The sequence below is a fragment of the Anaerobacillus sp. genome, assembly GCF_046314235.1.
In the GTDB taxonomy this organism is placed as follows: domain Bacteria; phylum Bacillota; class Bacilli; order Bacillales; family Anaerobacillaceae; genus Anaerobacillus.
The window spans coordinates 1-26,925 of record NZ_JBKBWN010000021.1; the positions used below are offsets into that span (position 1 = coordinate 1).

A 26,925-nucleotide genomic window follows, 5' to 3' on the forward strand; every position below is an offset into this window, starting at 1 on the left:
AAAGTAAACTTTTTTTCAACTCCGCTCGACTTGCATGTATTAGGCACGCCGCCAGCGTTCGTCCTGAGCCAGGATCAAACTCTCCATAAAAGTGTTTGATATAGCTCAAAAAATTTTGTTACATTGACGAGATATTACTATCTCTTTAATTCGCTTGGCTGTGTGTTCAGTTTTCAAAGAACAATATTCGCTCATCGGCGACTTTATTAATATAACATAGCAACAAAACAATGTCAATAACGTTTGTTGAAAAGTTTTTGATGGTGTCTTGAAGCGACAAGTAATAATTTATCATGTACAAATATAAAAGTCAATAACTTTTTATCAACTTCTCCTGTTCCAGTTATTCTATTTCTTCTTATCTTAATTTGAGTATTTAAAGAAAAAAAGCCGATCCGTAAAAGCTACGAATCGACTACTTCCATATTTCTATATTTTTTATTCTTTATGTTTCATTTGTGGGAATAACAGAACATCTCTAATTGAAGGAGCATTTGTTAATAACATTACTAAACGATCGATGCCAATTCCAAGTCCACCAGTAGGAGGCATGCCGTATTCCAACGCTTCTACAAAATCATCGTCCATCATATGAGCTTCATCATCACCTTGGGCACGTTCTTCTAATTGCGCTTCAAAACGTTGACGTTGATCAATCGGATCGTTCAATTCAGTAAACGCGTTGGCATGCTCTCTACCAACAATAAATAATTCAAAACGATCAGTAAATCTCTCATCTTCAGGATTTTTCTTGGCTAAAGGCGAAATCGCTACCGGGTGCCCAAAGATAAATGTAGGTTGGATTAACTTTTCTTCAACAAAGTGCTCGAAAAATTCATTAACTACATGACCATATGTCATTGTTTCTTTAACTGGAACCTTGTGTTCTTTAGCAATCTGGCGAGCCTCTTCGTCCGTCATCTCTCTCCAAAAATCTACACCTGCATACTCTTTAATCGCATCTACCATGTGAAGTCTTTTCCATTGCGGCTTTAAATCAACTTCATAATCTCCATATTGAACAGTTGTTTTCCCTAATACTTCTTCTGCGATATGAGCAACTAAATTTTCAGTAAGAGCCATAATATCTTTATAATCAGCATACGCCTCGTATAATTCAATCATTGTAAATTCTGGATTATGTCTTGTAGAAACCCCTTCATTTCTAAATACTCGTCCGATTTCATATACTTTTTCAAGCCCACCAACAATTAAACGCTTTAAATGTAATTCGATTGCAATACGCATGTATAATTCCATATCCAACGCATTATGATGAGTAATGAATGGCCTAGCTGAAGCTCCACCAGCAATTGAGTGCATCATTGGCGTTTCTACTTCTAAGTAGCCGTTAGAATCTAAATAGTTTCTCATCGACTTAAGAATTTTACTTCTAGTAACAAACGTTTTTCTCACTTCAGGATTCATAATTAAGTCAACATAACGTTGACGATATCTTTGTTCAACATCTTTTAATCCATGAAACTTGTCAGGAAGGGGACGTAGTGATTTTGTTAGCAATTGAAATTCTTTTACTTTAACTGATAACTCTCCTACCTTCGTTTTGAATGCAGTTCCCGTCACACCAACAATATCACCAATATCAATTGTATCAAAAATAGCATATTGTTCTTCACCAACTGCATCTTGACGTACATAGATTTGAACTTGTCCTGTAAGATCTTGCAAATGAGCAAACCCAGCTTTACCTTTTCCTCTTTTAGTCATAATACGACCAGCGATAGTGACTTCAATTTCCTTTGCTTCTAGATCTTCTTTTGTTAAACCTTCAAACTCCACTTCCATCTTCTCGGCTGTATATGTTCGCTCAAATCTTTTCCCAAAAGGATCTAACCCTTCGTTAAATAAGTTTTTGAGCTTCTCTCTCCGCACTCGCAACTGATCATTCAATTCTAATTCATTTGTCATTTATCTCATCTCCTAACAATTTATTAGCAACATTTATGTATGTAATAAGTTTATTATCTTGTATGTCCATTTCCAATTAAATGTATAATTTTAATTATTTAATCCATGCTTTGTTCAATAATGCGATTAAACGTGCAACTAAAAAAGATATAATTGCCTTTGTATAAGAAAACTGCCAGCGTCTTGCTGGCAGTTACCAATTACAGAGGTATTATAGGTTACATAAGTTAGATTGTCAAATTACTTTGTTATTGACTCATTAGCTTCGATTTCACTAACAAAACCATATAAAACTTCTTTAATCTCTTCTCTAGAATTAAATTGGTTAATTTGATCCTTAATTTTTGATGCACCTTTCATGCCTTTAACATACCATGCAACGTGCTTTCTCATTTCACGAACAGCTACATACTCTCCCTTAAGGTCAATGAGACGATCTAAATGCAGCATGCACACATCGACTTTTTCTCGAAGAGATGGATCGGGAGCTAATTCACCAGTTTCTAAATATTGTACCGTTCGATACAACATCCATGGATTACCTAATGCTGCCCTTCCAACCATCACTCCATCAGCGCCAGTTGTCTCTAATAGCCGTTTAGCGTCTTGAGGGCTTTTCACATCACCGTTGCCGATAACTGGAATATTTACGGATTCCTTTACTTGCCTAATAATATCCCAATCTGCTGTTCCCTCATACATTTGCACACGAGTTCTGCCATGAACAGCAACTGCTTTGCCCCCAGCTCGTTCAACAGCTTGTGCATTTCGAACTGCATAGATATGCTCTTCATCCCAACCCATGCGCATTTTCACCGTTACAGGTTTCTTTACGACATCAACAACAGCTGCTACCATTTCATATATTTTATCTGGATCTAAAAGCCATTTCGCTCCAGCATCACACTTGGTAATTTTCGGAACCGGACAACCCATGTTTATATCAATGATATCAGCATTCGTTTGTTGGTCTACTACTTTTGCAGCTTCAACTAACGTTTTTTTATCACCACCGAAAATTTGTAAACTTAATGGTTTTTCCCGTTCATCTACATATAGCATTCTTAATGACTTTTCATTTTTATAGAGGATCGCCTTGTCACTAACCATTTCTGCACATACTAACCCTGCTCCAAATTCTTTAGCAATTAATCGAAATGCCGGGTTACACACACCAGCCATTGGAGCTAATACAACAGGGTTTTTCATAGTAATGTCACCTATTTTCAACATGGATGCCACCCCCTATCTAAATTTAGTTAATTGAATTTAAGTCTTCTTTAGCAACTTTTAAAACTAAAGATATTTGATTAATCAAATCTTCAGAAGGGATTCGATTTCCTCGTTCGATTTCTCCTAATACCGATACTGATACTCCCAACTCTGTCGCAAGTTGTTCCTGAGTATAGCCTTTTAGTTTTCGAAATGCTCTAATTCTTCTTCCCCAAATGGATTCTTCCATAATCGAACACCTTCTTTATCTAATAATTCTTGATACACTTCTTGAATTGACTTTTTGATAGCGCTGAAGTAGAGAGATGGAGCAACTTCCTTTAAAGGCACCATAACAAAACCTCGTTCAAACATCCTCGGATGGGGAACAATTAATTGTTCCATTTCAATATTTTCTTGATTATATAGTAAAATGTCAAGATCTAATGTTCGTGGACCCCATTTAATATTGAATTTCCTTCCTGATTTCCTTTGAATTTCTTGGGTACATTTTAATAGCTCTAGAGGAGTATATGAAGTCTCAAGCTCAACAACCATATTCAAAAAATCCGCTTGATCTAAAAAACCAACTGGTGTTGTCTCATATATAGACGAACAATTTTTTATGGTTATATTTACATTTTCATTTAAATTCATCACACCATATCTTAAAAACTCTAGGCGGTCTCCCATATTTGAACCTAATGAAACATATACTATATTGCCTTTATTCATATCGACTTCTCGTTATTTCAACAGCTACAGAATGATAATGCCCGACAATTGGCGGATTAGGCTTGATTAGTTTTATTGTACAAATTGAAACTAAAGTAAAGCGGCTTAATATATCGTTAGAAATCTTTTCGGCCACTGCTTCAACAAGCTTATACGGGGGACCTTCAACTACCTCTTTAACTACTTCATAAATTTCTGCATAGTTTATCGTTTTTGTTAAATCGTCTGTTTTTCCAGCATCCTTAAGGTCCGCTTCTAAGATAACGTCAACAATAAAACGTTGTCCCAATTTAGTCTCTTCTGGAAACACACCGTGGTAGCCATAAAACTCTAACTGATTCAATAAAATTTTATCCATTTCTTAAATCACTTCTTCCCATTAATACATCCATCATTTGGGCAGTTCTTGAAATTTGTAACACATCATGGACACGCATAATGTGACAACCCTTCATTACTCCATAACAAACCGTCGCTTGAGTTCCTTCTAGACGTTCTTCTGCCGGTAAGTTTAGAGCCATACCAATCATTGATTTTCTTGAAGTTCCTAACAATACTGGGTAACCCAAAGCAGTAATTCTATCTAAATTTTGCATAACCTCAATATTTTGGTCATACGTCTTAGCAAAACCAATGCCTGGGTCTAAAATAATTTTATCGTGTTCAACACCTGCCTGTTCACAAATCGCAATACTCACTTGTAGATCAGCGATCATGTCATTTATCAGGTTTGTATAGTTTTTGTTATCACGGTTATGGGTTAAGACAATTGGCAACTTATAGTTAGCAGAAAGTTCAGCTATTTTCGGCTCAGCTTTCGCTCCCCATACATCATTGATAATAGTTGCACCGGCTTTTATCGCCTGTTTCGCTACTTCGTACTTATACGTATCAATTGATATTGGAATATCAACAACATTAGAAACCGCCTGAATAATTGGGATTACACGAGCGAGTTCCTCTTCCGCACTTACCTTCACTGCACCGGGACGGGTCGATTCACCACCAATATCGATGATGTCAGCCCCTTCCTCTACCATTCTTATTGCTCTTAAAACAGCTAAATCTATATCGTTGTATTTACCACCATCTGAAAATGAATCTGGAGTTATATTTAGAATACCCATAATGAAGGTTTTCTTCGAAAAATCTAATTCGTGTATTCCAAACTTCATTAAGTTCGTTTTGTTCATAAGACAATTAACTCCTTTCTTCTATCTCTTTTATTCCACAAAGGCGTTTCGTTTTATAATCATCATAAAACTCCTGTAATAATTGAGTTATTTCAGATGAAGAATACTCAAAACCATTCACCATCGTAATCGATACGATTTCTTGAATCGAGTTGGTAATAAAGACCTCATCAGCTTCCAATACTTCTTCAGCTTTGTAAAAACCCTCATGACATGGAATATCGTTCTTTTTCAATAACTCAATAACGAATTTTCTGGTAATGCCATTTAAGATCCCTGTCTTTACTGAGGGAGTATAGACATGTCCATTTTTAACCCAAAAAACATTTGAGACAACACCCTCGGCTACAAAACCATCCTTAGTTAAGAATATACCTTCAGTATCTTGATCAGGAACTTCTCGTTTCCCAAGAATATTATTTAAGTAATGATGTGACTTTAATCTGATAGTACCTTCTGGTGTGTTTCTAACAGTATTTAGGAAAATAGCTTTCTTTGCGTGCAACATTTGACCAATAATCGGCTTTATAAATGCAATAACATTTGGATTATTATACACTTCTGTTTGTAAACCAATTGGAGCTTCTCCCGCGGAAACATTAAACCTTATATATGCATCCCGCAACTTGTTAATTTTCAATAGTTGCTCAATAATCTTCAAAAGATCGTTTTTATCCAATGGAAGTATAATATTCAGTTCTTTTACACTACAAGCTAAGCGTTGAAAATGGTCATCCAATAAAAATGGATGACCATCATAGGTACGAAAAGTTTCAAATACGCCAAGTCCATATAAAAAACCATGGTCAAAAGGAGAAATTCTTGCATCTTTTTGTAAAACAAACTCTCCATTCATATATATATACATTTGAGTTACCTCGAATAATGTTCAATGAAATTTTTTAATAGCTTTTTTCCTTCGACTGTCATAATTGACTCTGGATGAAACTGCACGCCTTCAATCGGTAATTCTTTATGACGTAGGGCCATTATTTCACCTTCAGCCGTTTCTGCTGTTATTTCAAAACAATTCGGAAGCGTTTCTCTTTTTACAATTAAAGAATGATATCTTGTCGCTGTAAAAGGTGAAGGCATTCCTTTGAAAATCGTATTTGCATCATGGGACATCTCTGATGTTTTACCATGCATGAGACGGTCAGCGCGAACAACATCACCGCCAAAAACTTGAGCAATTGCTTGATGTCCTAAGCACACACCAAAAATAGGGATTTTCCCAGCGAAATGTTTAATTGCTTCCAAACTAATACCTGCCTCATTTGGACTACATGGTCCGGGTGAAACCATAAGGTATTTAGGATTTAAACGTTCAATTTCTTCGATACTAATTTTGTCATTTCTTCTTACAATTAACTCCTGGCCCATTTCACCTAAATATTGAACAAGATTATACGTAAATGAGTCATAATTATCAATCATTAAAATCATTTTTACTCCTCCTCAGCTCTTCACTTTACTATTCTCTACTTCACTCAACTCTTTTGCTTTCCATAAAGCCCTTGCCTTTTTTAATGATTCTTTGTACTCTGCCTCTGGATCAGAATCAATTACAATCCCTGCACCAGCTTGAACATAAGCAAAACCATTTTTCGCTACCAATGTTCTAATCGCAATATTTAATTCCATATTACCATTATAACCGATCCATCCGATAGAGCCAGTATAAACACCCCGTCGCACTGGTTCAAGTTCTTCGATAATCTCCATCGTCCTAACTTTTGGAGCCCCTGTTATTGTCCCTCCTGGAAAAGTAGCTTCAATAACATCAAATAAATCATAGCACGAGTCAAGCTTCCCACGGACATTTGAAACGATATGCATGACGTGCGAATACTTTTCAATGACCATCAGTTCATTTACTTCGACAGATCCAAACCGGCTAACTCTTCCTAAATCATTTCTCTCTAGGTCTACTAGCATCACATGCTCAGCTTTCTCTTTTTCGTTTTCAATTAGCGTTCGTGCTAATAATTCATCTTCCTCAGAATTTTTCCCTCGAGATCTTGTACCAGCAATTGGTCGAGTACTAATGTCCTCTCCTTGTTTCTTTACTAACAATTCCGGGGAACTACTCACTAATTGCACCTCTGGCGTATGGAAGTAAGACATATATGGTGAAGGATTTAGTTGTCGTAATTTTTCATATATATGTAGCGGATCAGTCTGTAACTTTTTCGCTTGGCGCACTGATAAGTTCACTTGAAAAACATCACCCGCTGCAATATAGTCTTGAATACTTGTTACTGCTTTCTTGAACTCTTCTTCCGAAAGTGATGTTTCCCAATGGTTATCTTCTTCTACATCAACATCCTCGAAACGCCTTTCTTTTATAGGACTTGTCCAAAGCTTTTCTAGTTCAACTAGACGCATTTCTGCTTCTGCCTTTTTACCATCTTGATAATGAGTAATTATCCAAAACAGCTCTTTTTTATGGTCGTATACCAATAAATCATCAAACAATAAGAAGTATATATCTTCCGTTTGTAAGTCATCTTCGCTTGAATTCGGTAACTCTTCAATCTGTCTCACAAGATCATAACTTATAAAACCAACTGCTCCACCTTGAAATTCTGGTAAATCATTATCCACTTCAGTTTTGAAATGACTCAACCATTCTTTCATTGACCTTAAGAGCGGCCCAGTTTTTTTATACACTTCATTGTTAATATTTATCAGCAACTCTTCATCTTTACCCGTTAAAACCGCCCAAGGGTCAAGACCGATGATGCTATAGTTTCCACCTCGGCCACTTTCTAAAATAGTATGATGTACTTTACCTTCTGAAAGTTCCTTATATTTCCCAAACCAGTCCATTTCTTTCGCACATAAAGACTTACCAAGTGGAAACCTTTGTATAATTTGATTATTTATCTTTTGTCCCAAAATGACATCCACACTCCAAATAACACTTTTTTATTAGTCTATCTGCTTTTTCTAAATATATTTTATCATTAATGTCCGGGATACTAAAAGCAGGAAAGCACGATAATACTAAAAAGCAGCCCCAATGGGACTGCCTCGAATTATTAATCTTCAAATTGATATAATGGTGTACTTAAATATCGTTCTCCATTACTAGGGATAATTGCTACGACTTTTTTGCCTTTGCCTAACTTTTTCGCTACTTTTAATGCTGCCGCAATAGCAGCTCCTGAAGAAATACCGCCTAGAACACCTTCTTCTTTAGCAGCACGGCGCGCAAATTCAAAGGCTTCTTCGGTCGAAATTTGAATAACTTCATCATAAATGTTTGTGTTTAAAATATCTGGAACAAATCCTGCACCAATACCTTGGATTTTATGAGGGCCAGGCTTTCCACCAGATAATACAGGTGAGTCAGTCGGTTCAACTGCAGCAATGTGCAAATTCGGGAATTTCTCTTTTAAAACTCCACCTGCACCAGTGATTGTTCCTCCTGTTCCAATTCCTGAAACGAAACCATCTAATTGATCACCAACTTGCTCAAGTAGTTCTTTACCAGTCGTTAAACGGTGCACTTCAGGGTTTGCCTCATTCTCAAATTGTTGAGGAATGAAATATCCATTCTCTTTTGCTAATTCTGTAGCTTTACGAATAGCTCCCCCCATACCTTCTGGTCCTGGAGTAAGAACTAACTCTGCTCCATATGCACGAAGTAGATTACGCCGCTCCAAACTCATCGTTTCTGGCATTACCAAAATGGTACGGTATCCTTTAGCAGCAGCAACCATCGCTAAACCAATTCCAGTGTTACCACTAGTTGGCTCAATAATAGTATCTCCTTCGTTTAATCTTCCATCTTTTTCTGCACTTTCAATCATTGCCAGGGCAATACGGTCTTTAACACTACTACCTGGGTTCATATATTCAAGCTTTAAATAAATATCTGCATGATCCTCTGTAACAAGACGATTTAGTTTAACCAATGGTGTTTGACCAATCAAATCCGTAATTGAGTTTGCTACCTTCATATTAATTTCCTCCTCGAGCTATTTTATTTTAATACCGAGTAAATTCATTGGTTTAATTAATATTAATTTATCAGAGGATTTAGAAACTGTCAATATACTTTTTTGGAAAAAAATCCCCTACAACTAAGAATATACTTCTCTATCGGGATATTTATGTAATTTAACGACAGAGAAAAGTTGACTAGTTGGCGTCTTCCCTTAGCTCTTCTAGTTCAGTTTTCGTGAAATGATATTTCTCATTGCAGAAATGGCATTCAGTTTCAGCGCCGCCATCTGTTTCAATCATTTCAGTGAGTTCTACTTTTCCTAAGCTAAATAACGCTTGAGCTATTCTCTCTTTGGAGCAAGTACACTTAAATATTACATCCATCTTATCAAGAACTTTAACATTTTCATCACCTAAAAGAGCATAAAGGAGTTCCTCAGGTGGCATCCCTGCTTCTATAAGCTTTGAAACTGGGGGCAATGTACCAAGCCTTTTTTCAATAAAGGTGATTGTTTCATCATCAGCACCTGGCATTAATTGAATGATAAAGCCACCAGAAGCAAGAATTGACTCATCAGGATTAACTAAAACTCCTACACCAACAGAAGCTGGTGTTTGCTCTGACGAAGCGAAATAGTAAGTGAAATCCTCACCTAACTCACCTGATATAAGCGGAACACTACCTGTAAAATGATCACGCATACCAAGATCTTTGACAACGGCTAACAAGCCATCTTTACCAACTGCGCGAGCGACATCTAATTTACCATGCTCATTTAAGTCAAAATGAACTTTCGGGTTTCCAACATAACCCCTTGTTTCCCCTTTGGCATTACTATCAACTATGACCGCACCAATTGGACCTCCTCCTTCAATTTTTACAGTTAGTTTTTCTTCACCCTTTAACATGGCAGCCATCATTGTTGCAGCAGTCATAGCTCTCCCAAGTGCCGCAGAAGCTGTTGGCCAAGTTTGATGACGTCTAACTGCTTCACCAACCATATCAGTCGTTTTAATGGCGTATGCCCTTACTTTACCTTCAAATCCAATAGCTTTAACTAAATAATCTGTCATTTTTTTCCCGCCTTTACTCATTAGAAAAACTTAAGCCAGTTGCTTATTTGCACCATTAGCTTTGGTGTAAATTATGTTGCTACGTAGTCTTTGTTAAAATCGTAATACAATGAAGAGGCTGTATCAAATTGGTTTGACTCCATAATGGTGACTGACCGCCTCGAAACATCCTCTTATAAATTACTCTAAATTTTTAGTATAGATCATTTGTAATCCCTTTAATGTTAAAAAAGGATCAACGATGTCAATCATTGTTGATTCATTAGCAATTAACGGAGCTAAGCCACCTGTTGCAATCACTTTAGGATTTCCATTGGCTTGTTGTTTCATTCTAGTTACAATTCCTTCAACTTGTCCAACATAACCATATAAAATGCCAGCTTGCATTGCGGTCACCGTGTTTTTGCCAATAATATTTTTGGGTTTTGCAATTTCAATTCGAGGTAACTTAGAGGCGCGTGTATACAGGGCCTCTGTAGAAATACCAATTCCAGGAGCTATAGCGCCTCCCATATATTGTTTTTCTTCATTTATATAACAATATGTAGTTGCAGTTCCAAAGTCAACTATGATAAGTGGGCTACCGTATAAATCGATTGCTGCCACAGCATTTACAATTCGATCGGCTCCTACTTCTTTTGGATTGTCATACTTAATATTTAATCCTGTTTTTATTCCTGGTCCAATAACCATTGGTGTTACGGAAAAATACTTTTTACACATACTCTCTAGGGAGTACATGATTGGTGGTACAACTGACGAGATAATGATCCCTTCAATTTCCGATGTTTTTAAACCTTCATAAGAGAACAGCTGTTTAATAATCATCCCATATTCATCTTCAGTTTTCTGACGATTCGTCCCTATTCGCCAATGGTACTTCAGTTCATCACCATCGTACACACCTAACACGATGTTTGTATTTCCCACATCTAAAACAAATATCATTTGAATGTCACCTGCTTTTAGGTTTTATTTAACGCCTTTTTATTATAATTACTTATCCTCAAAAAATGAATAACCTAATGTGAAAAAAGGTGTCTTATGAAGACACCTTTTCACGTTACTCTTTTTTGTTATCATCCAGCTTTTCTTCGTTTTCAGACGGAAGAAATGCTTCTTCTGAATCAGGAGTTTGTGAAGGCTTAACTTCGTCTTTCTTCGCGTTAATATTCACTTTCACATCGCCTTCAGCAGTTGTATCTACGTTTTTCTTATTAGAGTGGTGATCTTCAGGAAGTTTTCCTTCAGTCATTAATGCTTTAATTTGCTCAGCATCTAAAGTTTCTACCTCTAATAATGTTTTAGCAATTAGCTCAAGCTTATCCTTATTTTCGAGTAAAATTGTACGACATCGCTCATAGCTCTCTTTAATTATGCGTTGCATTTCTTGATCAATCTCATATGCAATTGCATCACTATAATTTTGCTCATTATTAATATCTCGACCAAGGAATACATTGCCTCCTTGAGCAGAACCAAATTGCATTGGGCCTAACTTATCACTCATTCCGTATTCAGTGACCATTTTACGGGCAATCCCTGTAGCACGTTGGAAATCGTTATGGGCACCTGTACTGACTTCACCGAAAATCACTTCCTCGGCAACACGTCCACCCAATAAACCTACAATCTTATCTAACAACTCTGGTTTTGTCATGAAATAACGATCTTCTTTCGGAAGCATTACCGCATAGCCCCCAGCTTGACCACGAGGAACAATCGTTACTTTATGAACTAAGTCAGCACTCTCTAACTTTACACCTACTACCGTGTGACCAGCTTCATGGTAGGCAACGATATTCTTTTCCTTTTCAGAAATGACCCTACTTTTCTTAGCAGGTCCAGCAATAACGCGGTCAATCGCTTCTTCAATATCATTCATATCGACTTTCTTCTTATCACGACGGGCAGCAACTAAAGCAGCCTCATTTAATAAGTTTTCTAAATCAGCACCAGAAAATCCTGGGGTACGAGTTGCAATCGTTTTTAAGTTTACATCTCCTGCTAAAGGCTTGTTACGAGCATGTACTTCAAGCACTGCTTCACGACCTTTAACGTCAGGACGGCCGACTAAAATTTGGCGATCAAATCGACCTGGACGAAGTAATGCTGGATCTAAGATATCTGCGCGATTTGTTGCCGCAATAATGATAATCCCTTCATTAACTCCAAAGCCATCCATTTCAACTAATAGTTGATTTAAGGTTTGTTCACGCTCATCATGACCTCCACCAAGTCCTGCACCACGTTGACGACCTACTGCATCAATTTCATCAATGAAAATAATACAAGGCGCATTTTTCTTGGCATTTTCAAATAAGTCACGAACACGCGAGGCACCTACCCCAACAAACATCTCAACAAAATCTGAACCACTAATTGAGAAGAATGGTGTACCTGCTTCCCCTGCAACAGCTCGGGCAAGTAAAGTTTTACCTGTCCCTGGAGGACCTACCAAAAGGACGCCTTTAGGAATTCGAGCACCAATAGCAGCAAATTTGCGAGGGTCCTTTAAAAACTCAACAACCTCTACAAGTTCCTGCTTTTCTTCGTCAGCGCCTGCTACATCTGTAAACTTCGCTTTCTTTTTATCGTCATAAAGCTTTGCTTTACTTTTCCCAAAGTTCATAACACGGCTTCCGCCACCCTGTGCTTGACTTAAAAGGAAAAAGAATAAGATAAAGATAATCACAAAAGGAATAATTGACGTAAAAAATGTGACCCAACCACTCGTTTGTTCAGCTTCTAGAACTTCTAACTCAATGCCACCTCTTTGGGCGGTTTCATGAATATCAGAAAGAGCAATGTCCGATGCCGGAACATTAACTACGAAAGTTTCTCCTTCAGGAGCAGATTTAAGCGTTCCACGAATAACATATACATTCCTCACAGGTTGTATAGTACTAGGACCTACTTCACCTTTTTTTAAGTGGTCATAAAATTCACCGTACTTCATATCCTTTGTGTCTGTTGGCGGCCCATTAAAGAAACTTACTATGCCGACAATTACTAAAAAGATTAATAAATAAAAGACTGTATTTCGAAAAATTCGATTCATCCTTTACCTCCTCCCACTGGCGAATAAAGCTTAAATAATAGTATCACAAAAGTCATCTTATCCACAATTAATTACCTCTGATAAATTTCTGGCTTCAGAATACCGATATAAGGCAGATTGCGGTAACGTTCAATGTAATCTAAACCATAGCCAACAACGAACTCATCAGGAACAATAAATCCAGTCATATCAGGCTTTAAGTCGACTTTACGACCTTCAGGCTTATCCAATAATGTGACAACCTTCACCGACTTTGCTTTTCTATAACGGAATAAGTCAATTAAATAGCTTAAAGTTAATCCACTATCGATAATATCTTCTATAATTAATACATCTCTTCCTTCTACCGAAGTGTTCAAATCCTTAATTATTTTTACTTCACCAGAAGAAACCAATTCATTGCCATAGCTAGATACGTCCATAAAATCTAACTCTAAATGGGCATCGATCCTTTTAATCAAATCGCTCATAAATGGCATTGCGCCTTTTAGTACACCAACTACAAGCGGAAAACGATCTTGGTATTCATCAGATAGCGCTGCCCCTAATTCTTTAATCTTTGCTTGGATTTCCTCTTCAGATATTAATATTTCTTTAATTTCATCTCTCATCATGACTTGTTATTAACCCCCTAAAAGTAATGTATAACTAAAAAAAATAATCATTCTTTATTTCAATAAAAAATAAAAAAATAATTTAATGAATTTCATAATTCTATATTATCGCCATTTAGATACTATATGTAGTTGCGTAAAATCACTCGCAACTACATATAGTTTGATATGGCTCATTTTTGTTAATTATGAAATTCACTCAATTGTAAAGCAATATGTAATTCTAACTACAGATCCTTATACTCTAACACCAAAAATTGTTTTGTTTCTTTAGTAGGCAGTGCAATATTCGATCTTCTTAGGCCTGGTACCCAAAGAAGATCACCAGTGTTATTTACTACAACTGGCCAATGATCTCGATCGTTTCGATCAACTTTTTCATCAATGAAGAGTGTTTTAAGCTTCTTTGTCCCTTCCATTCCTTGTAGTGACATACCATCACCTTGTTGGCGAGTTCTCACTATTAAAGGTAACGTTAATTTTTTTAAATCACAAATAATTACGTTTTTATTTAATTGAATATCTGGAAAGGAATCAGTCACTTCACCAATTATCTTACCCTTTTTCAAAGTTACAATCCCTGGTATCGATAATTCGAATTCATAACTACTTGCTTCTGTTTGCATGTCAAATGATAAGACACACTCATCATAGGACTTCACAATCTTTAAACCGTTCGGGAAATCTAATGACCCAGATGGATGAGGAATTTTTATAAGATGCAAAAATTGCTCAATATGTAAAGCGGTAATTTGTGGCATGTTTTGCTCGTAAAGATAGTTTAATATTAGTTGAAAGCCTCTTCTTTGTAAAGGGATAGGGATATCAAGTAGTTTTGAAATCGACAAAACGACCTTTTTCTGTTGTTTAGAAAGGTATGTCTTGGTTAACTCTTGCTCAGTTAATTGTGTTAAAAACAACTCATCGTCTACCATTAGTTCACTTTGTTGTTGAAACCTTACATGTACCGATGGATTTTCTTTTTTTAGTATAGGTAAGATCTCATTTCTAATACGATTCCTTACGTATTTAGACGTAAAGTTACTTTTATCAATCCTAGGAAACAAGTTTTCCTCTTGACAATACTTAATAATATCTTCTTTTGATATACAAAGAAACGGCCTGATAATAACTGCACCACTAAACGGACGCTTTACCGGTATTCCCGCCAATCCAAATCCATAAGCTCCCCTAAGTTGACGCATAATAATTGTTTCCACTTGGTCATCGCCGTGGTGAGCTAGCGCGAGTAACTGGCCACTATGCTTTTGCAAGACCGATTCAAAAAATTGATAGCGGCATTCCCGAGCCGCAACTTGGGAAGTTAACTTATATTCTTCTTGGTATTGCCGTACATTTATTTGTTTGCCCTCAAAAGGAATGCTCTCTTTTTCGCAATACTTTTTCACAAAAATAAAATCTTCGTTAGACTCTTCACCACGAAGCATATGGTCTATATGAGCGGCAACAACTTTTAAATTCATTTGTTTTTCTTTTGCCTTTAAAAAATGAAGCAACGCAAGGGAATCGGGACCTCCAGAGACACCTACAACAACTGTTGCCCCCTCAAATAAAAGGGCATGCTTCTTAATAAAGGAATTAACGACCTCCTTCATAACGGTGACCAATCCCCTTTCCAAAAGAAAATACAGCTAATGCAAAAACAATGCCCGCAGCAATTGCACCTGCTTGTAACATTGTCACTATTCCAAGTTCAAGGCCGCCAATATAATCACCTTCAACAAAGGCTAGCATTGTATAATACGCTTTACTGCCAGGAACTAGCGGAATAATTCCCGGTATTGTAAATGCCGTTGCAGGGATACGATATTTACGCGCTAAAAAGTGTGCCAGCATCGCCGCCGTTATCGACGCGATACTAGTAGCAAAGATAGACGTTACCCCATATTCCGGGAGTAATCGATATATCGCCCAGGCAAGTGATCCAATTCCACCACCAAGGAGAAGCGAATTCCTTGGCACGCTGAAAATAATACCAAAGGAAACTGTAGCAAAAAAACAGACTATGAGTTCAATAATCATATTAACCACCCTGCAATTATGTAAATAAGGTAATTGCCAAGGCAATTCCTGTAGCAATTGATAATGAAGTGATCGTTGCTTCTGCACCACGACTGACACCGGCAACAAGATCGCCACTCATTAAATCTCTTACCGCATTTGTTAACGGTACACCTGGAACTAAAGGCATTAATGTACCAATAATAATCTGATTAATATTCGTACCAAGTCCAAAGTAGACGAGAGCAATAGCAACTGCCCCTCCAGTAAATGCAGCAATGAATTCAGCGAAAAATTTCACTCTTAGATACCGCTCAACTTCAATAAGAAAAATACTAGCCGTCACACCTGCAATAAAAGCAGGAAGCGTATCCTTTACTCCTCCACCAAAAAGGTATGAAAAAGCACCACCAGCTATCCCAGAAGCAAAATGGATAAGCCATATTGGATAATTCATTGGAGCTAAAATAATCTTTCTCAGTTTTTGATACGCTTGTTCAGCTGTTAGAGTACCAATGACAAACTCACGTGACACTTGGTTAACTAGTGTGACTTTGTTCAAATCATAATACCTATCATCGACACGAATCATTTGCATCAGGTCACCACGACCATCTTCCTCAAAAGAAATAAAGATGCCCGTAGTCGTCACAAAGCTATGAACATTTTTTAAACCTGCTGCTTTGGCCATTCGTTCAAGAGTTTCTTCAACGCGGTAAGTTTCTGCACCATATGTAAGCATAATTTCCCCAGCAAGTAAACATATGTCCATCATTTGATCAGCCTTGCCCATTTTACCCCTCCCGTCTACTAGCAGTCATAGAGAGTGTAGAGTTTTTTGTTTTTGATCCTTTACACTCACATCATTTGTCCAAATAAGTATAGGATATATGCTAAAAGAAGGAAAGAGGCAAAAAGAAATGTTTCCATAATTCCCGATGTTTTTTCTTTACCTCTTCGTTTTGGTTTATCAACTTGCTTTTTCCTAATTATCTGCTTTTTATTATTATGAACGGTTGCATTCGTAGATCTACTAATAGATTCGACAACTTCTTTTTTCATTAACTGAGCATTCTCGTACTTCCCTTGTAATGCATTTAGCAATATTATATCGTATTGTTTTAAAATAGGTTTACGCTGAATTTTTTCCTTTAACTGTTTTATTCCTTCTCCATTTTTCTCAAAGCGATTTTGGTAGCAAATATTGATAATAATCATTGCTACTGCAAATAAGTCATAGGTAGGTTCTGCCTTCCTAGTACCTAGTCCCCAATAACCTCGATCATAAAACTCAGTATATTCTTTGACTGACCTTCCTAATAGAGTTGTTCCACCGACATCAAGCCAACGAATACGTGGGGGTGGGCCAACAATTATTAAGTTATCAGGCTTTAAGTCTCCAAATACCCAACCAGCTTGATGGAGACGATCAAGGTCACCTAGTAACTGAACCATAAAAATACCAATCCACTCACTCCCTTTCCCCGAAACGAAAGTAAATAAGTCTTGTCCATTTAAATATTCCATGACATAAAAGGGGATGGTTCCTTCAGGTGTTACCCAATCGTCTACATCAATTAAAGAAGGACCAAGGACTTGTCCTTGGACCTTGGAAAAATGTTTGAGGACGTTTACCTCTGAAGTAATTGCCATACTATTTAGACCCATTTTAATGGCTACTAAGCCTTCAGGTGAATCTGCTAAATAAACTGTACCCGTTGCACCGTTTCCTAGCTCTCTTACTATTTTATATGGCCGTTTATGCCATTTTCCGATTAGTTTTGTTTCCGGAGGCAGGTTACATACTTGACTCTTCTTGATACTGCTCATCAGCTAACAAACTCCTTTTACTCTTTTGCGGAAACATCGAAATAGCAAGATGAAGCGCAGGACCTGTTGGTGTAATTCCTCCTGAAGCAAGCTTGTGAAAGACATCTGTTAGTGATTCAATTTTTGGAGTCCAATTTAACAATCTGTCGACTTCTTTTCGTTTTCCTGGAAATGAGTAAAGTGAAAATTTATTAGCACCCAATCTAGAATTTAAACTAATTGATAAATCTGTCAAAGCTTCTTGAACCATTGCTAGTTTATTTTTCATACTCGCACTTGTATCTACTAATATTAAAAGCTCAAGGTCCATTGTTTCGCCAAGTTCATCAACAACTTCCATCACTTGTCCACGTTTCTCTGGCGGTAAATCTTCTATATCTTGGTCTTTTCCTAGTATTTGTGTTAGTTCTCTATTAACGACTCCATGAATCGTCTGTGTCATTGCTTTCCTAGTTACCATTTGAACTGTTTTTGCCAGTTGTTGTGTATATACTACTTGGCTAATTCCCCCACCCGACATTGCAATTGCTTTTATCTCTTCAATCCCTCGATCACTTATCTGATCATCGTCTACGACTCCAATAACATTTACAGTAATTCCTTGTTCTTTTGCTAATGCTGCAATCGCAATTGGATCCTCCCCTTGATTAGAGCAGCCATCAGTTAACAGTAGAATTTGCTTTAATGTACCTTTTCTCATAAATTCAATTCCCCTCCAATTTTATACTTTAAGAAAGTTTAACTTTGTTAAAGTATTAAAGTATAAGAAAAACTAATATACTTGGCTAAAACTTGGTCGTAAATTAATTTTTCTAATGAATGTTACCATCATTCACTTATTCAAAGAGGAATATACTATTAATTTAGAATTTAAAAAGAAATTTATAGAGTTATTTGCTAGATAAGTTTTGCAATATCAATCTCTACGTTTACAAGCTTTTATGCCTGTTTCCTTCTTAGAGCACTAGTTTGATACATTGGTATTGTTGCCCATTTAGGTAAGTTTCTTTTAACAGCAGCAACTACAACCGTCATATCATCTTCAATGCGATTATCACCTGTTCGAATCACTTGTTCAATAATAATATCAGCTACAGCCTGCGGTTCTGCTGCCTCAATTTCTTTAATAATTCGCTTTATCCAAGCCTCACTATTTTCAACATGTTTAGGACCATCAAATATCCCATCACTCATCATGATTAATAAATCTCCAGCCTTTAACTGTTCACTTACTACATCTACGTCAAACTCATTGATTATTCCCATCGGAAGATTGCTCGCCTCAATCATAAAAACTTTCTCACCCCTTTTAATAAAGCTAGGAGTAGAGCCAATTTTTAGAAACTTTGCTGTGGCATCTTGTAAATCTATCATTGCCAAATCCAATGTTGAAAAAATTTCATCAGTAGACCTTAATGATAAGACTGAATTTATTGATTTAATTGCCACTGTTTCTTCAATGCCAGATTGCAATATATTCTGTAGTAACTGGAGCGTCTCATTGCTTTCTAAATGAGCTCTTTCACCATTTCCCATTCCGTCACTAATAGCAACAGCATATTTACCAGAGCCAATCTCCATTGTTGAGTAACTGTCTCCAGAGATCCAAGCCCCACCTTTCGCTACTGTAGCAATCCCCATTTCGATCACAAATTGCTTTGCACAACCGAATGAAACGTTAGTATGGCCATTAGGGTAATGGCTTTTTTCAACTTTTTTCACAATAATTTGTTCTTCTAAAATATGTGATAACATTGGTGCAATCACTTTTTCACATTCACCGTGTTCATTCGTAGGAACACTAATCTCAATATCTACATTACCTTCATCTAGTTGAAAAATTTCGACATGCCCGATATCGACACCTGCATCACGAAGTGCATCTAGAATTTGCTCCTCTTGCATTTGCAAATTTTCGCGCTCTTTCTGAATTTCTTTTGCGAAATCTCCCATTACTTTGGAAACCCCTAATAGCTGATCAGCGACAAGCCGTCTACTTTCAAGAAGTTGGCGTTTTAATTTTTTTCCTGCCTGATATTGGTTTAATTCATGTTGAATGACATGAATTACTTTCTCCGCTTTTAAACAATACCTTGACCAATCTGCCTTTAGACGTTTATTCACATTCTCATCTTCTTCACAGCTAACCATAATATCTTGCATAAAGTTATAGGTCTTATCAAAGTTCTTAGTCCAGCATTGTTGTTTCCTAAAGCACATTTGACATGTCTTTTCAGTAACATTACTTAAAAAGAAATCTACTTCTCGCTCTGTATCTTCAATTTCAGGTGGTAGACTCACATTTGAAAAACTATTAGATAATGTTTGAAATAAAGTAGAAAATTGTTCAACTTTACCTGCTGTCACATCTCGAAATTTCCGTAAATACTGTTGCTGTTCCTTCCAGTACTCAGTTGTACCAGGAATATATTTTGCGAGTTTCATTATTAACGTTCGTGGTGTAGCCATAAAGACTATGATAGCGACTACTGACTCCATGACAGTTGTAGATACTTGTCCATTCCCATCTCCATATAAACCAATAAGGAGAGTTCCAACTAGTAAACCAACTGCAACACCAGTTTTTCTACCTTCTTTCAGTAACCCACCTAAAAGGCCAGAAAAGGCTAATAAGCTCATTTGGTAAAGACTTGCAACACTTGCTAAACTTAAAATTAATCCCGTCACAACTCCTACTGTTGAACCTATGGCTGCTCCACCAACAAAAGCAAAGATTAAGACTAAATAACGCGCCAACATATTCTCTGCTGCCATTCCGTATACAATCCAGCCAATTGTACCTGTCATAATAGAAGCTAATAAAATGATCAGACAAATAATTTCCTCATTTTTTAATGAGTATTTCCTCTTACGTTCTGTTACAATTGGGACACTTTGAATAAAGATCATCGTTAAAATGAAACTAAGGCCAGCTTCAACAACTGTCATTAACCAATCATAGTTAGAAATCACACCTTCAAAAGCATACGTTAAAATAATATTTGATGTTATAACTGAACTAAGCACAATTACCGGTAATATTTTCATTTTGTTTTCATATAATTTATTAAATAAACGGTATAGAACCAAAAAGCTTACGATAGAAATAAATACATATGCACCATTTAGTGGTATTACTGTAATGGCTCCTGCAATTAATGCTAGCATAGCAATAGGTGCTTTTTCACGTTTCATTAAAAAGATTGTTGCAAAGAAAGGTAAAACGAACGGAAGTATCTCTGATAAAATCATTGCTCTTCCTAATAAAAATCCAATAACGAAAATTAAAAAACCCCATTTATAAAAAACAAGTGAGGCTATGCCTCCAATCCGATTACTCATATTTTCTTTTAGATTCACTTTTCCTACTGGATCTGAAAGTACCATTTCCCTCATAGGTCCCACCACTTTTAGTACTTTTCGAAACACTATATCCACCACCCGTAAATTTATCGTGTTTCTATTATAAACAGATACTTCTTTCAATTTTTGTCAAAACAACAGAGCATGTCTAAAAAAGTGTTCGACTAGTTTCTAGTAGGCATGTCAAAATACCACTAAATGGTAGCTTATTACTATGAGAAAGTGTAAAACTGTCTCGAATTATATTGCACAAAATCTTTATAAAGGCGAAATTTGCAATAATAACTTATATTTTATATTCAATTCATAGTTAAATATAAAAAGCACCCCTTCTTTTGAAAGGATGCTAATAATATATATTTATAAAATAAGAAACAATTAACTTGTCAACTGAAGCAAGTTAGCCTCGTCTAGCACCTCGACCTCCACGTTTTGATTCCGTGTTACGCTTTAAAGAAGAAAGAGTTTCCTCACTATCCTTTAAGAAGCGATTCATTTTATCCTCAAATGAAAGCGATGGACGAGCTTGGCTATTTCTATTGCCACTATTACGAGAACCGTATTGTTTATTTCCTGGTCTTTCTGGTGGACGCTCACGCGGCGGACGTTTCTGTGGTCTAGGTTGTTCTTCAGGTGGACGCTCTTTAGCCTTTCTAATTGAAAGACCGATCTTGCCATCCTTCTCAACTGCTATAACTTTAACCTCAACCTCGTCACCAACTTTTAGAAACTCATTGATGTCTTTTACGTAATTATCCGCTACCTCACTAATGTGAACAAGACCAGTATTACCACCTGGCAGCTCAATAAATGCTCCAAAATGGGTGATACCTGTTACCTTCCCTTGTAACTTGCTGCCTACTTCGATTGACATGAAAAAAATGCTCCTCCTTAAAAAAATGTTTATTTTACTTTCTAATTATACATGAAAAAAAAAACAAGTGTCAATCTGTAGAAGTTGGTGCAACCTTGAAGATGATTTCTCCTGGTTTAGACAAGAAATAATCCCTTCTAGCAATCTCAGAGATGTATTCAAGATTGTTTAAGTTCTCTATTTCATTTGTTAAATCTCTTTCAACAAGCTCTAGTTTGGCAAGCTCCTGCTCAAGCGCTTGTTTTTTCTCAAGCTTTGATCCTAAGACACTATTTTGCGAATAAAGGGTAATCATTGTTGCAGCAATGACAAATACAACAAAAACACTTAAAGCGCCAAGACGTCGAACAAGACCTTTTCTACTTTTTGATTTTTGCTCCATTTGGTATTCATGCTGTTCTGTGTAACGAGAATTTAGCTCGCTAACTTTTCTCTGTTGTCTACTCATGCCCCTCACCCTTTAAGATCCTTTTTTTGTAAACCATCTCTTTATATAGTTCTCTACCTTTTTGAAAAACCCTAGCTTACTTTTTAACTTTTTTAGTTTTTCTTTCGGCAAAAGCCACCAAATTCCTCTACCAATCCAAACAAAAGGAGTATAAACGACCTTTAGGAGGAAAAAAATAACTGTAATTACCATTCCTATAATCATCATACACAGCTTGTATAAAAACTTCAATAATACTTTCACTGGATTTATGACGAAAATAAATAACATGCTTTTGAAAAAGTAATAAGTCCTAATCACACCTTGGATAATAGCTTCTAAAATTTTCATATAAACATTAAATAAAAGTGCTCGATAAGAAGCGTAGCCACATAATAAGGCTAATAAAATATAAAATCTCATTTCACCTTCATTAATTTGTAATAACACATAAAAAACAAAAAGACCTTGGAGAATCCAAAATAAACTATCATTAATCACTGTAATCCATTTATTCCAACAACGACCTCGGATTAAGCGGCTATAGGTATCAATAGCTACTCCTAGCCATCCACCCATAGCCACCATCGCTAACATTGTTTGTAACTGAACTGTCAGGCTCACTTGAATATCTTTCCAAAGAAGCCTTTAGATTTATCATTTTGTTGTTGATCCAAATAAACGAGGTCATATACTTTTCCTTCAATGGATACAATTCCTTGGTCCACATCTAAGTTTTTCATATGAAGGTTGTTGCCTCTAATCGCTAAAAAACCTAGTTCTGTTTCTAGTAAAAACTCTTCATTATCAAAGCTTTCAACTTGTTTTACACCAGTAATATCTAGATGCTTTCTGCCTCGCATCGTTATATTATGTTCCTTAACCTTTCTATCTCTTCCAACTGGGGCACCAAACTCATAATGTTCCATTAAATAATTCCTCCCTATTCCTCTTTTACGCTTATATTTATGTTCACGAGGTTGAGAATAGAACAAGCCTTTTTAACAATTGTAATATAGACTTGGTTGGGAGGAGCTTCACATAACCCTTCAGGGATATTATTCATTGCCTGCTATTAACGTTTATTCTCATTGTCTAGTACATAACGTAGACAGTTCATTTCATCAATAAAAAGTCGCTCGATTTCCGATTTTTATTCTCATACTTCTTCATTAGTTAATTTTTCTTCTCCAATGATTGTGTACATATTAGCGGCTTCATCTTTTTTCGATGTTTCTTTGATATCGTCGATTCTTACTGTAACAATCTTTTGGCCAAAACGTACTTTTAATTCGTCTCCTACTTTTACAGTTGAACTAGCTTTTGCTACTTGGTCATTTATAGTAATACGACCTTGATCGGAAACTTCTTTTGCTAATGTTCGACGCTTAATTAAACGCGAAACTTTTAAAAATTTATCTAATCTCATTTTCTTTCACCCCTTTTAAGTCTAATTAATCATCAATCCAGATTATGAATTACTCTTCGCCTCTTCCCAAATCTCATCTAAGTAAACCAGATCTACTTCTTCAAATGTAACTCCTCGTTCATGGAGTTTTCTTTCAATATATAGAAAACGGCTATAAAACTTTTCATTGGTAGCTTGAAGAGCTAGTTCTGGATCAATCTCGTAAAAACGCGCTAAATTTACAAAAGCAAAGAGGACATCTCCGAACTCTTTATTAGCCTTCTCGGAGTTATTATTCTTTAGTTCAAACATAAATTCAGCAATTTCCTCTTGGACCTTCATCCAAATTGGTGCAACCTCGGGCCAATCAAATCCAACCTTTGCTGCCTTCTTTTGCAGTTTTGCTGCACGGTATAGGGCTGGCATACTCTTAGGAATTCCCTGTAAAATTGAGGTGACTTCTTCGCCATTATCTAGCCTTTCTTGCTTTTTGATTTCATCCCATTGTTGAATTACTTCGTCCTCATCTTCTAATTTTCCTGCTTCAAATACGTGAGGATGTCTCCGAATCATTTTTTCCGTAATTGCTGCAATTACATCGTCAACGGTAAACATCCCCTCATCCTCACCAATTTGTGCATGGAGTAGCACTTGAAGAAGGACATCGCCTAGTTCTTCTGCTAAATGATCATCATCTTCTTCATCAATTGCATCTAGTACCTCATAAGCTTCCTCTAATAAATATTTTTTTAGTGATTGGTGCGTCTGTTTAATATCCCATGGACAACCGTTAGGGCTGCGTAGCTCAGCAATAACTTCCCGTAATTTACCGAAATCACGATATAAAAGTTGCTCATCTAAAACCGGTGGGACATAAACTGCTGTTAAATTATTTAATGTTGTGACGCGATCTAGCTCGTAAAGAGGTACTGTTTGTATTTTTTCTTGACTACTTCCAGCTGCAGTAACAATGGTAACTTCATAATCATCAGGTAGTAATTCCATTAATGTTAGCTTTACTTCACTAGCTATAAACGCATCATATACTTGGCAAACGATAATATGATGTCTCACTTGTAATTCCACTCGATTTAAAGACGTTCCATCAACAATTTGACAGCCTTCAATTGGATCAATTTGAACAGCCTGAAATAAATTATCTAAGAAGCTTTGTCCCCCCGATATTTCCACAGCAATCTGGTGATTTTCGGCCTGTTCTAATAACAGCTGTACAGTACTTTCAGCAACAAAAGGGTGACCAGGAACTGCATAAACGATGTCACTCTCTTTCGCATGCTCGATAAGTTGAGAAGCTATCTCCTGATAGACATCACTAAACTGATCGTTATTTTCGTATATATGATCAAAAGAATGATATGTAAAACCTTGTTCCTCTAATTCGGTAACAACAGGATGTTCCTTAGTACGCAAAAATACATTCTCGCTTTTCATTAGTTTATGATAAACACCTAAAGGCAATTGTTGTAAATCTCCTGCTCCTAAACCTAAAATAACTATTTTTCCCATGTATAAACTCCCTTCATTGGTAGTTTTGAGTTTTGAAAGTAGAGTCCAACAAAAATAACTCAAACCTATTTATTTACTCTTTTTTGACTGCATAAACACTGCAAGCTTTCTCATTTTTGGTATTTGTTCTAATTCTTCCTCTGTAAATAGGCGTGTTGCAATAATAAAACTAAAAAAAATTACTGTACCTACCGCAACGCTAGTTAACGCAATAAACATATTGCCTAGGCGGCTACTAGTGACTTCATCAAGTATGATATAAACGCCTTTTTTCCAGTAAAAAGTGCCTAGTGCCATTGCAAATAAAGAGAAAGAAATCTTTCCTGCCCTTCGAATGGAGAGCTTAGGTAATGCCTCTATTTTTCTTAAAGTATAAATATTAAAGCAAGCACAAACAGCACACGCAATCACAGTAGCCACGGCTGCACCTAATGTACCGTAACTAGGGATAAGAATAATATTAAGAATTGTTTTTACGAATAATCCAGTGAAAACATGAACAACAGTGACATGGATTTTATTTAAGCCGTGTAAAACCGCTGATGTTGTCAGAAAGATTGATGTAAAAAAGATCGCTAGTCCCATGACCGCAAGTACTAAGGAATCTGTACTATCTTTAAACAACATGATATTTGTTGGCTTTATAATTACTGCTAAGCCTACAGAAGCAGCACCACCAACAAGAAAACTAATACGAAAGGCAAGGCTACTATATTTTTGAATTAAATCTTGTCGACCTTCGATACTAACCTTTGCAATTAACGGAACGACAACTAATGCGAAAGATGTTGTTATGACTGTCCCCATTTGGATGAGTGGTTGTCCACGATCAAAAACACCTTTAGCAACCTTAGCCGTATCAATGACAACACCACTCTCCGTTAGAAGTCGCAATACGGTTAGTGAATCCACGAACTGAAACATAATCAAGATCAGACTACTGAAGCAAATCATAAATCCTTGAAAAATGATTTGGTTTATCGTTGTAAACGATAAACGATGATCGTGCAGTCCCCTTGCAGTGTTTTTCTGATGTTTATAATAAAAAATCAATAAAACGAGAAAGCCAATAAAACCACCAATAATCGAACCAAGCGCTGCTCCGGTTCCAGCTGCATATGGACCATAACCATGACTTATAAAAAAATAAGTCAAGAGCAATATTGCACATACGCGGCTGAATTGTTCAACTACTTGTGAAACAGCTGTTGGTAGCATTTCACCATCCCCTTGGAAAAGACCCCTTAATACCGAGAGTAGAGGTACAATAATGAAGATAATCGAAATAGTTCGTAATGGCAATTTTAACTGTTCATCTCCCATTACATTTGCTAACCACGGAGCACTACCATAAAGAATTATAAATGAAATGAAACTAATGATTGCTATGCTAAAAAAAGCATTTTTAATAATTGAATGGCGATCTTTAGCATTCTCCGATATTAGCTTAGATATAATTACAGGAAATCCATATGTAGATAACATAATGGCCACACCATAAATCGGATATATTTGTTGGTAAACATAAAAGCCAACATCGCCAGCGATATTTTGGTATGGAATCCGGTAAATTGCACTTAGGATTTTAATTAAAATTGCTGCAAGAGATAGGTAAACTGCACCTTGCCACAATTTTTTTCCTTTTATATTTTGACTCGACATTAAAACCTCCTACAAACTTACAAATAATCTACAAATTATT

General features: G+C 36.4%; 27 protein-coding genes and 1 rRNA gene. All 28 read right to left on the reverse strand.

Annotation, left to right across the window (positions count from 1 at the left end; genetic code table 11):
* Positions 1–90 (reverse strand): 16S ribosomal RNA (locus tag ACK4M9_RS19805); the annotation flags it as partial.
* A 348-nt stretch (positions 91–438) separates the two neighbouring features.
* Positions 439–1,929, reverse strand: a complete 1,491-nt coding sequence (gene lysS / locus ACK4M9_RS19810) for a lysine--tRNA ligase (protein ID WP_409854384.1) — start codon at positions 1,927–1,929, stop codon at positions 439–441.
* A gap of 240 nt (positions 1,930–2,169) precedes the next feature.
* A complete protein-coding gene (gene dusB, locus ACK4M9_RS19815; protein WP_409854385.1) occupies positions 2,170–3,162 on the reverse strand; it encodes a tRNA dihydrouridine synthase DusB in 993 nt (330 codons plus the stop codon).
* A gap of 22 nt (positions 3,163–3,184) precedes the next feature.
* Entirely contained in the window at positions 3,185–3,391 is a 207-nt protein-coding gene (locus ACK4M9_RS19820; protein WP_409854386.1) for a helix-turn-helix domain-containing protein, read from the reverse strand.
* On the reverse strand, positions 3,343–3,876 hold the full coding sequence (gene folK, locus ACK4M9_RS19825; protein ID WP_409854388.1) for a 2-amino-4-hydroxy-6-hydroxymethyldihydropteridine diphosphokinase: 534 nt from the start codon (positions 3,874–3,876) through the stop codon (positions 3,343–3,345). Before folK ends, ACK4M9_RS19820 begins: the two co-directional genes overlap by 49 nt.
* Positions 3,869–4,234, reverse strand: coding sequence for a dihydroneopterin aldolase (gene folB / locus ACK4M9_RS19830; RefSeq protein WP_409854390.1), 366 nt, complete (start codon positions 4,232–4,234; stop codon positions 3,869–3,871). Before folB ends, folK begins: the two co-directional genes overlap by 8 nt.
* A complete protein-coding gene (folP, locus tag ACK4M9_RS19835) occupies positions 4,227–5,069 on the reverse strand; it encodes a dihydropteroate synthase (protein ID WP_409854392.1) in 843 nt (280 codons plus the stop codon). The genes folB and folP overlap by 8 nt, the downstream gene beginning before the upstream one ends.
* Before the next feature lie 7 nt (positions 5,070–5,076).
* Complete coding sequence (gene pabC / locus ACK4M9_RS19840) at positions 5,077–5,937, reverse strand: aminodeoxychorismate lyase (protein ID WP_409854394.1); 861 nt, start codon at positions 5,935–5,937, stop codon at positions 5,077–5,079.
* A gap of 5 nt (positions 5,938–5,942) precedes the next feature.
* On the reverse strand, positions 5,943–6,515 hold the full coding sequence (pabA, locus tag ACK4M9_RS19845) for an aminodeoxychorismate/anthranilate synthase component II (protein WP_409854396.1): 573 nt from the start codon (positions 6,513–6,515) through the stop codon (positions 5,943–5,945).
* A 12-nt stretch (positions 6,516–6,527) separates the two neighbouring features.
* Positions 6,528–7,901 (reverse strand): aminodeoxychorismate synthase, component I, encoded by a 1,374-nt coding sequence (gene pabB / locus ACK4M9_RS19850; protein WP_409854470.1) that lies wholly within the window; start codon positions 7,899–7,901, stop codon positions 6,528–6,530.
* Between the two features lie 212 nt (positions 7,902–8,113).
* Entirely contained in the window at positions 8,114–9,037 is a 924-nt protein-coding gene (gene cysK / locus ACK4M9_RS19855; RefSeq protein WP_409854397.1) for a cysteine synthase A, read from the reverse strand.
* Between the two features lie 181 nt (positions 9,038–9,218).
* Complete coding sequence (hslO, locus tag ACK4M9_RS19860) at positions 9,219–10,097, reverse strand: Hsp33 family molecular chaperone HslO (protein ID WP_409854399.1); 879 nt, start codon at positions 10,095–10,097, stop codon at positions 9,219–9,221.
* Between the two features lie 180 nt (positions 10,098–10,277).
* Positions 10,278–11,045 carry a type III pantothenate kinase gene (locus ACK4M9_RS19865; protein WP_409854400.1) on the reverse strand — a complete coding sequence of 256 codons (768 nt, stop codon included), beginning with the start codon at positions 11,043–11,045 and terminating at the stop codon, positions 10,278–10,280.
* Between the two features lie 115 nt (positions 11,046–11,160).
* Positions 11,161–13,158, reverse strand: coding sequence for an ATP-dependent zinc metalloprotease FtsH (ftsH, locus tag ACK4M9_RS19870; RefSeq protein ID WP_409854401.1), 1,998 nt, complete (start codon positions 13,156–13,158; stop codon positions 11,161–11,163).
* A 71-nt stretch (positions 13,159–13,229) separates the two neighbouring features.
* The gene (hpt, locus tag ACK4M9_RS19875) at positions 13,230–13,769 is read right to left on the reverse strand and encodes a hypoxanthine phosphoribosyltransferase (protein ID WP_409854473.1); all 540 of its coding nucleotides are present in this window, start codon (positions 13,767–13,769) and stop codon (positions 13,230–13,232) included.
* 230 nt (positions 13,770–13,999) lie between these two features.
* Positions 14,000–15,388 carry a tRNA lysidine(34) synthetase TilS gene (tilS, locus tag ACK4M9_RS19880; protein WP_409854402.1) on the reverse strand — a complete coding sequence of 463 codons (1,389 nt, stop codon included), beginning with the start codon at positions 15,386–15,388 and terminating at the stop codon, positions 14,000–14,002.
* Complete coding sequence (locus ACK4M9_RS19885) at positions 15,372–15,815, reverse strand: threonine/serine exporter family protein (RefSeq protein ID WP_409854403.1); 444 nt, start codon at positions 15,813–15,815, stop codon at positions 15,372–15,374. The genes tilS and ACK4M9_RS19885 overlap by 17 nt, the downstream gene beginning before the upstream one ends.
* A 16-nt stretch (positions 15,816–15,831) precedes the next feature.
* Complete coding sequence (locus tag ACK4M9_RS19890; RefSeq protein WP_409854404.1) at positions 15,832–16,587, reverse strand: threonine/serine exporter family protein; 756 nt, start codon at positions 16,585–16,587, stop codon at positions 15,832–15,834.
* Positions 16,588–16,652: 65 nt separating this feature from the next.
* Positions 16,653–17,624: a serine/threonine protein kinase gene (locus ACK4M9_RS19895; RefSeq protein ID WP_409854405.1), complete on the reverse strand. Its 972-nt coding sequence runs from the start codon at positions 17,622–17,624 to the stop codon at positions 16,653–16,655.
* Complete coding sequence (locus ACK4M9_RS19900; RefSeq protein WP_409854407.1) at positions 17,593–18,324, reverse strand: VWA domain-containing protein; 732 nt, start codon at positions 18,322–18,324, stop codon at positions 17,593–17,595. The genes ACK4M9_RS19895 and ACK4M9_RS19900 overlap by 32 nt, the downstream gene beginning before the upstream one ends.
* A 239-nt stretch (positions 18,325–18,563) precedes the next feature.
* Complete coding sequence (spoIIE, locus tag ACK4M9_RS19905; RefSeq protein WP_409854409.1) at positions 18,564–21,020, reverse strand: stage II sporulation protein E; 2,457 nt, start codon at positions 21,018–21,020, stop codon at positions 18,564–18,566.
* Positions 21,021–21,387: 367 nt separating this feature from the next.
* The gene (locus ACK4M9_RS19910) at positions 21,388–21,861 is read right to left on the reverse strand and encodes a S1 domain-containing RNA-binding protein (RefSeq protein WP_409854410.1); all 474 of its coding nucleotides are present in this window, start codon (positions 21,859–21,861) and stop codon (positions 21,388–21,390) included.
* Between the two features lie 70 nt (positions 21,862–21,931).
* Positions 21,932–22,309, reverse strand: a complete 378-nt coding sequence (locus ACK4M9_RS19915; RefSeq protein WP_409854411.1) for an FtsB family cell division protein — start codon at positions 22,307–22,309, stop codon at positions 21,932–21,934.
* Positions 22,310–22,321: 12 nt separating this feature from the next.
* Positions 22,322–22,912 (reverse strand): spore cortex biosynthesis protein YabQ, encoded by a 591-nt coding sequence (yabQ, locus tag ACK4M9_RS19920; protein ID WP_409854412.1) that lies wholly within the window; start codon positions 22,910–22,912, stop codon positions 22,322–22,324.
* Positions 22,909–23,217, reverse strand: coding sequence for a sporulation protein YabP (gene yabP / locus ACK4M9_RS19925; RefSeq protein WP_409854414.1), 309 nt, complete (start codon positions 23,215–23,217; stop codon positions 22,909–22,911). Before yabP ends, yabQ begins: the two co-directional genes overlap by 4 nt.
* Before the next feature lie 230 nt (positions 23,218–23,447).
* Positions 23,448–23,717 carry an RNA-binding S4 domain-containing protein gene (locus tag ACK4M9_RS19930; protein WP_409854415.1) on the reverse strand — a complete coding sequence of 90 codons (270 nt, stop codon included), beginning with the start codon at positions 23,715–23,717 and terminating at the stop codon, positions 23,448–23,450.
* Positions 23,718–23,759: 42 nt separating this feature from the next.
* Positions 23,760–25,223, reverse strand: a complete 1,464-nt coding sequence (yabN, locus tag ACK4M9_RS19935; protein ID WP_409854416.1) for a bifunctional methyltransferase/pyrophosphohydrolase YabN — start codon at positions 25,221–25,223, stop codon at positions 23,760–23,762.
* 69 nt (positions 25,224–25,292) lie between these two features.
* Complete coding sequence (locus ACK4M9_RS19940) at positions 25,293–26,885, reverse strand: putative polysaccharide biosynthesis protein (protein WP_409854417.1); 1,593 nt, start codon at positions 26,883–26,885, stop codon at positions 25,293–25,295.
* Positions 26,886–26,925: the final 40 nt, after the last annotated feature.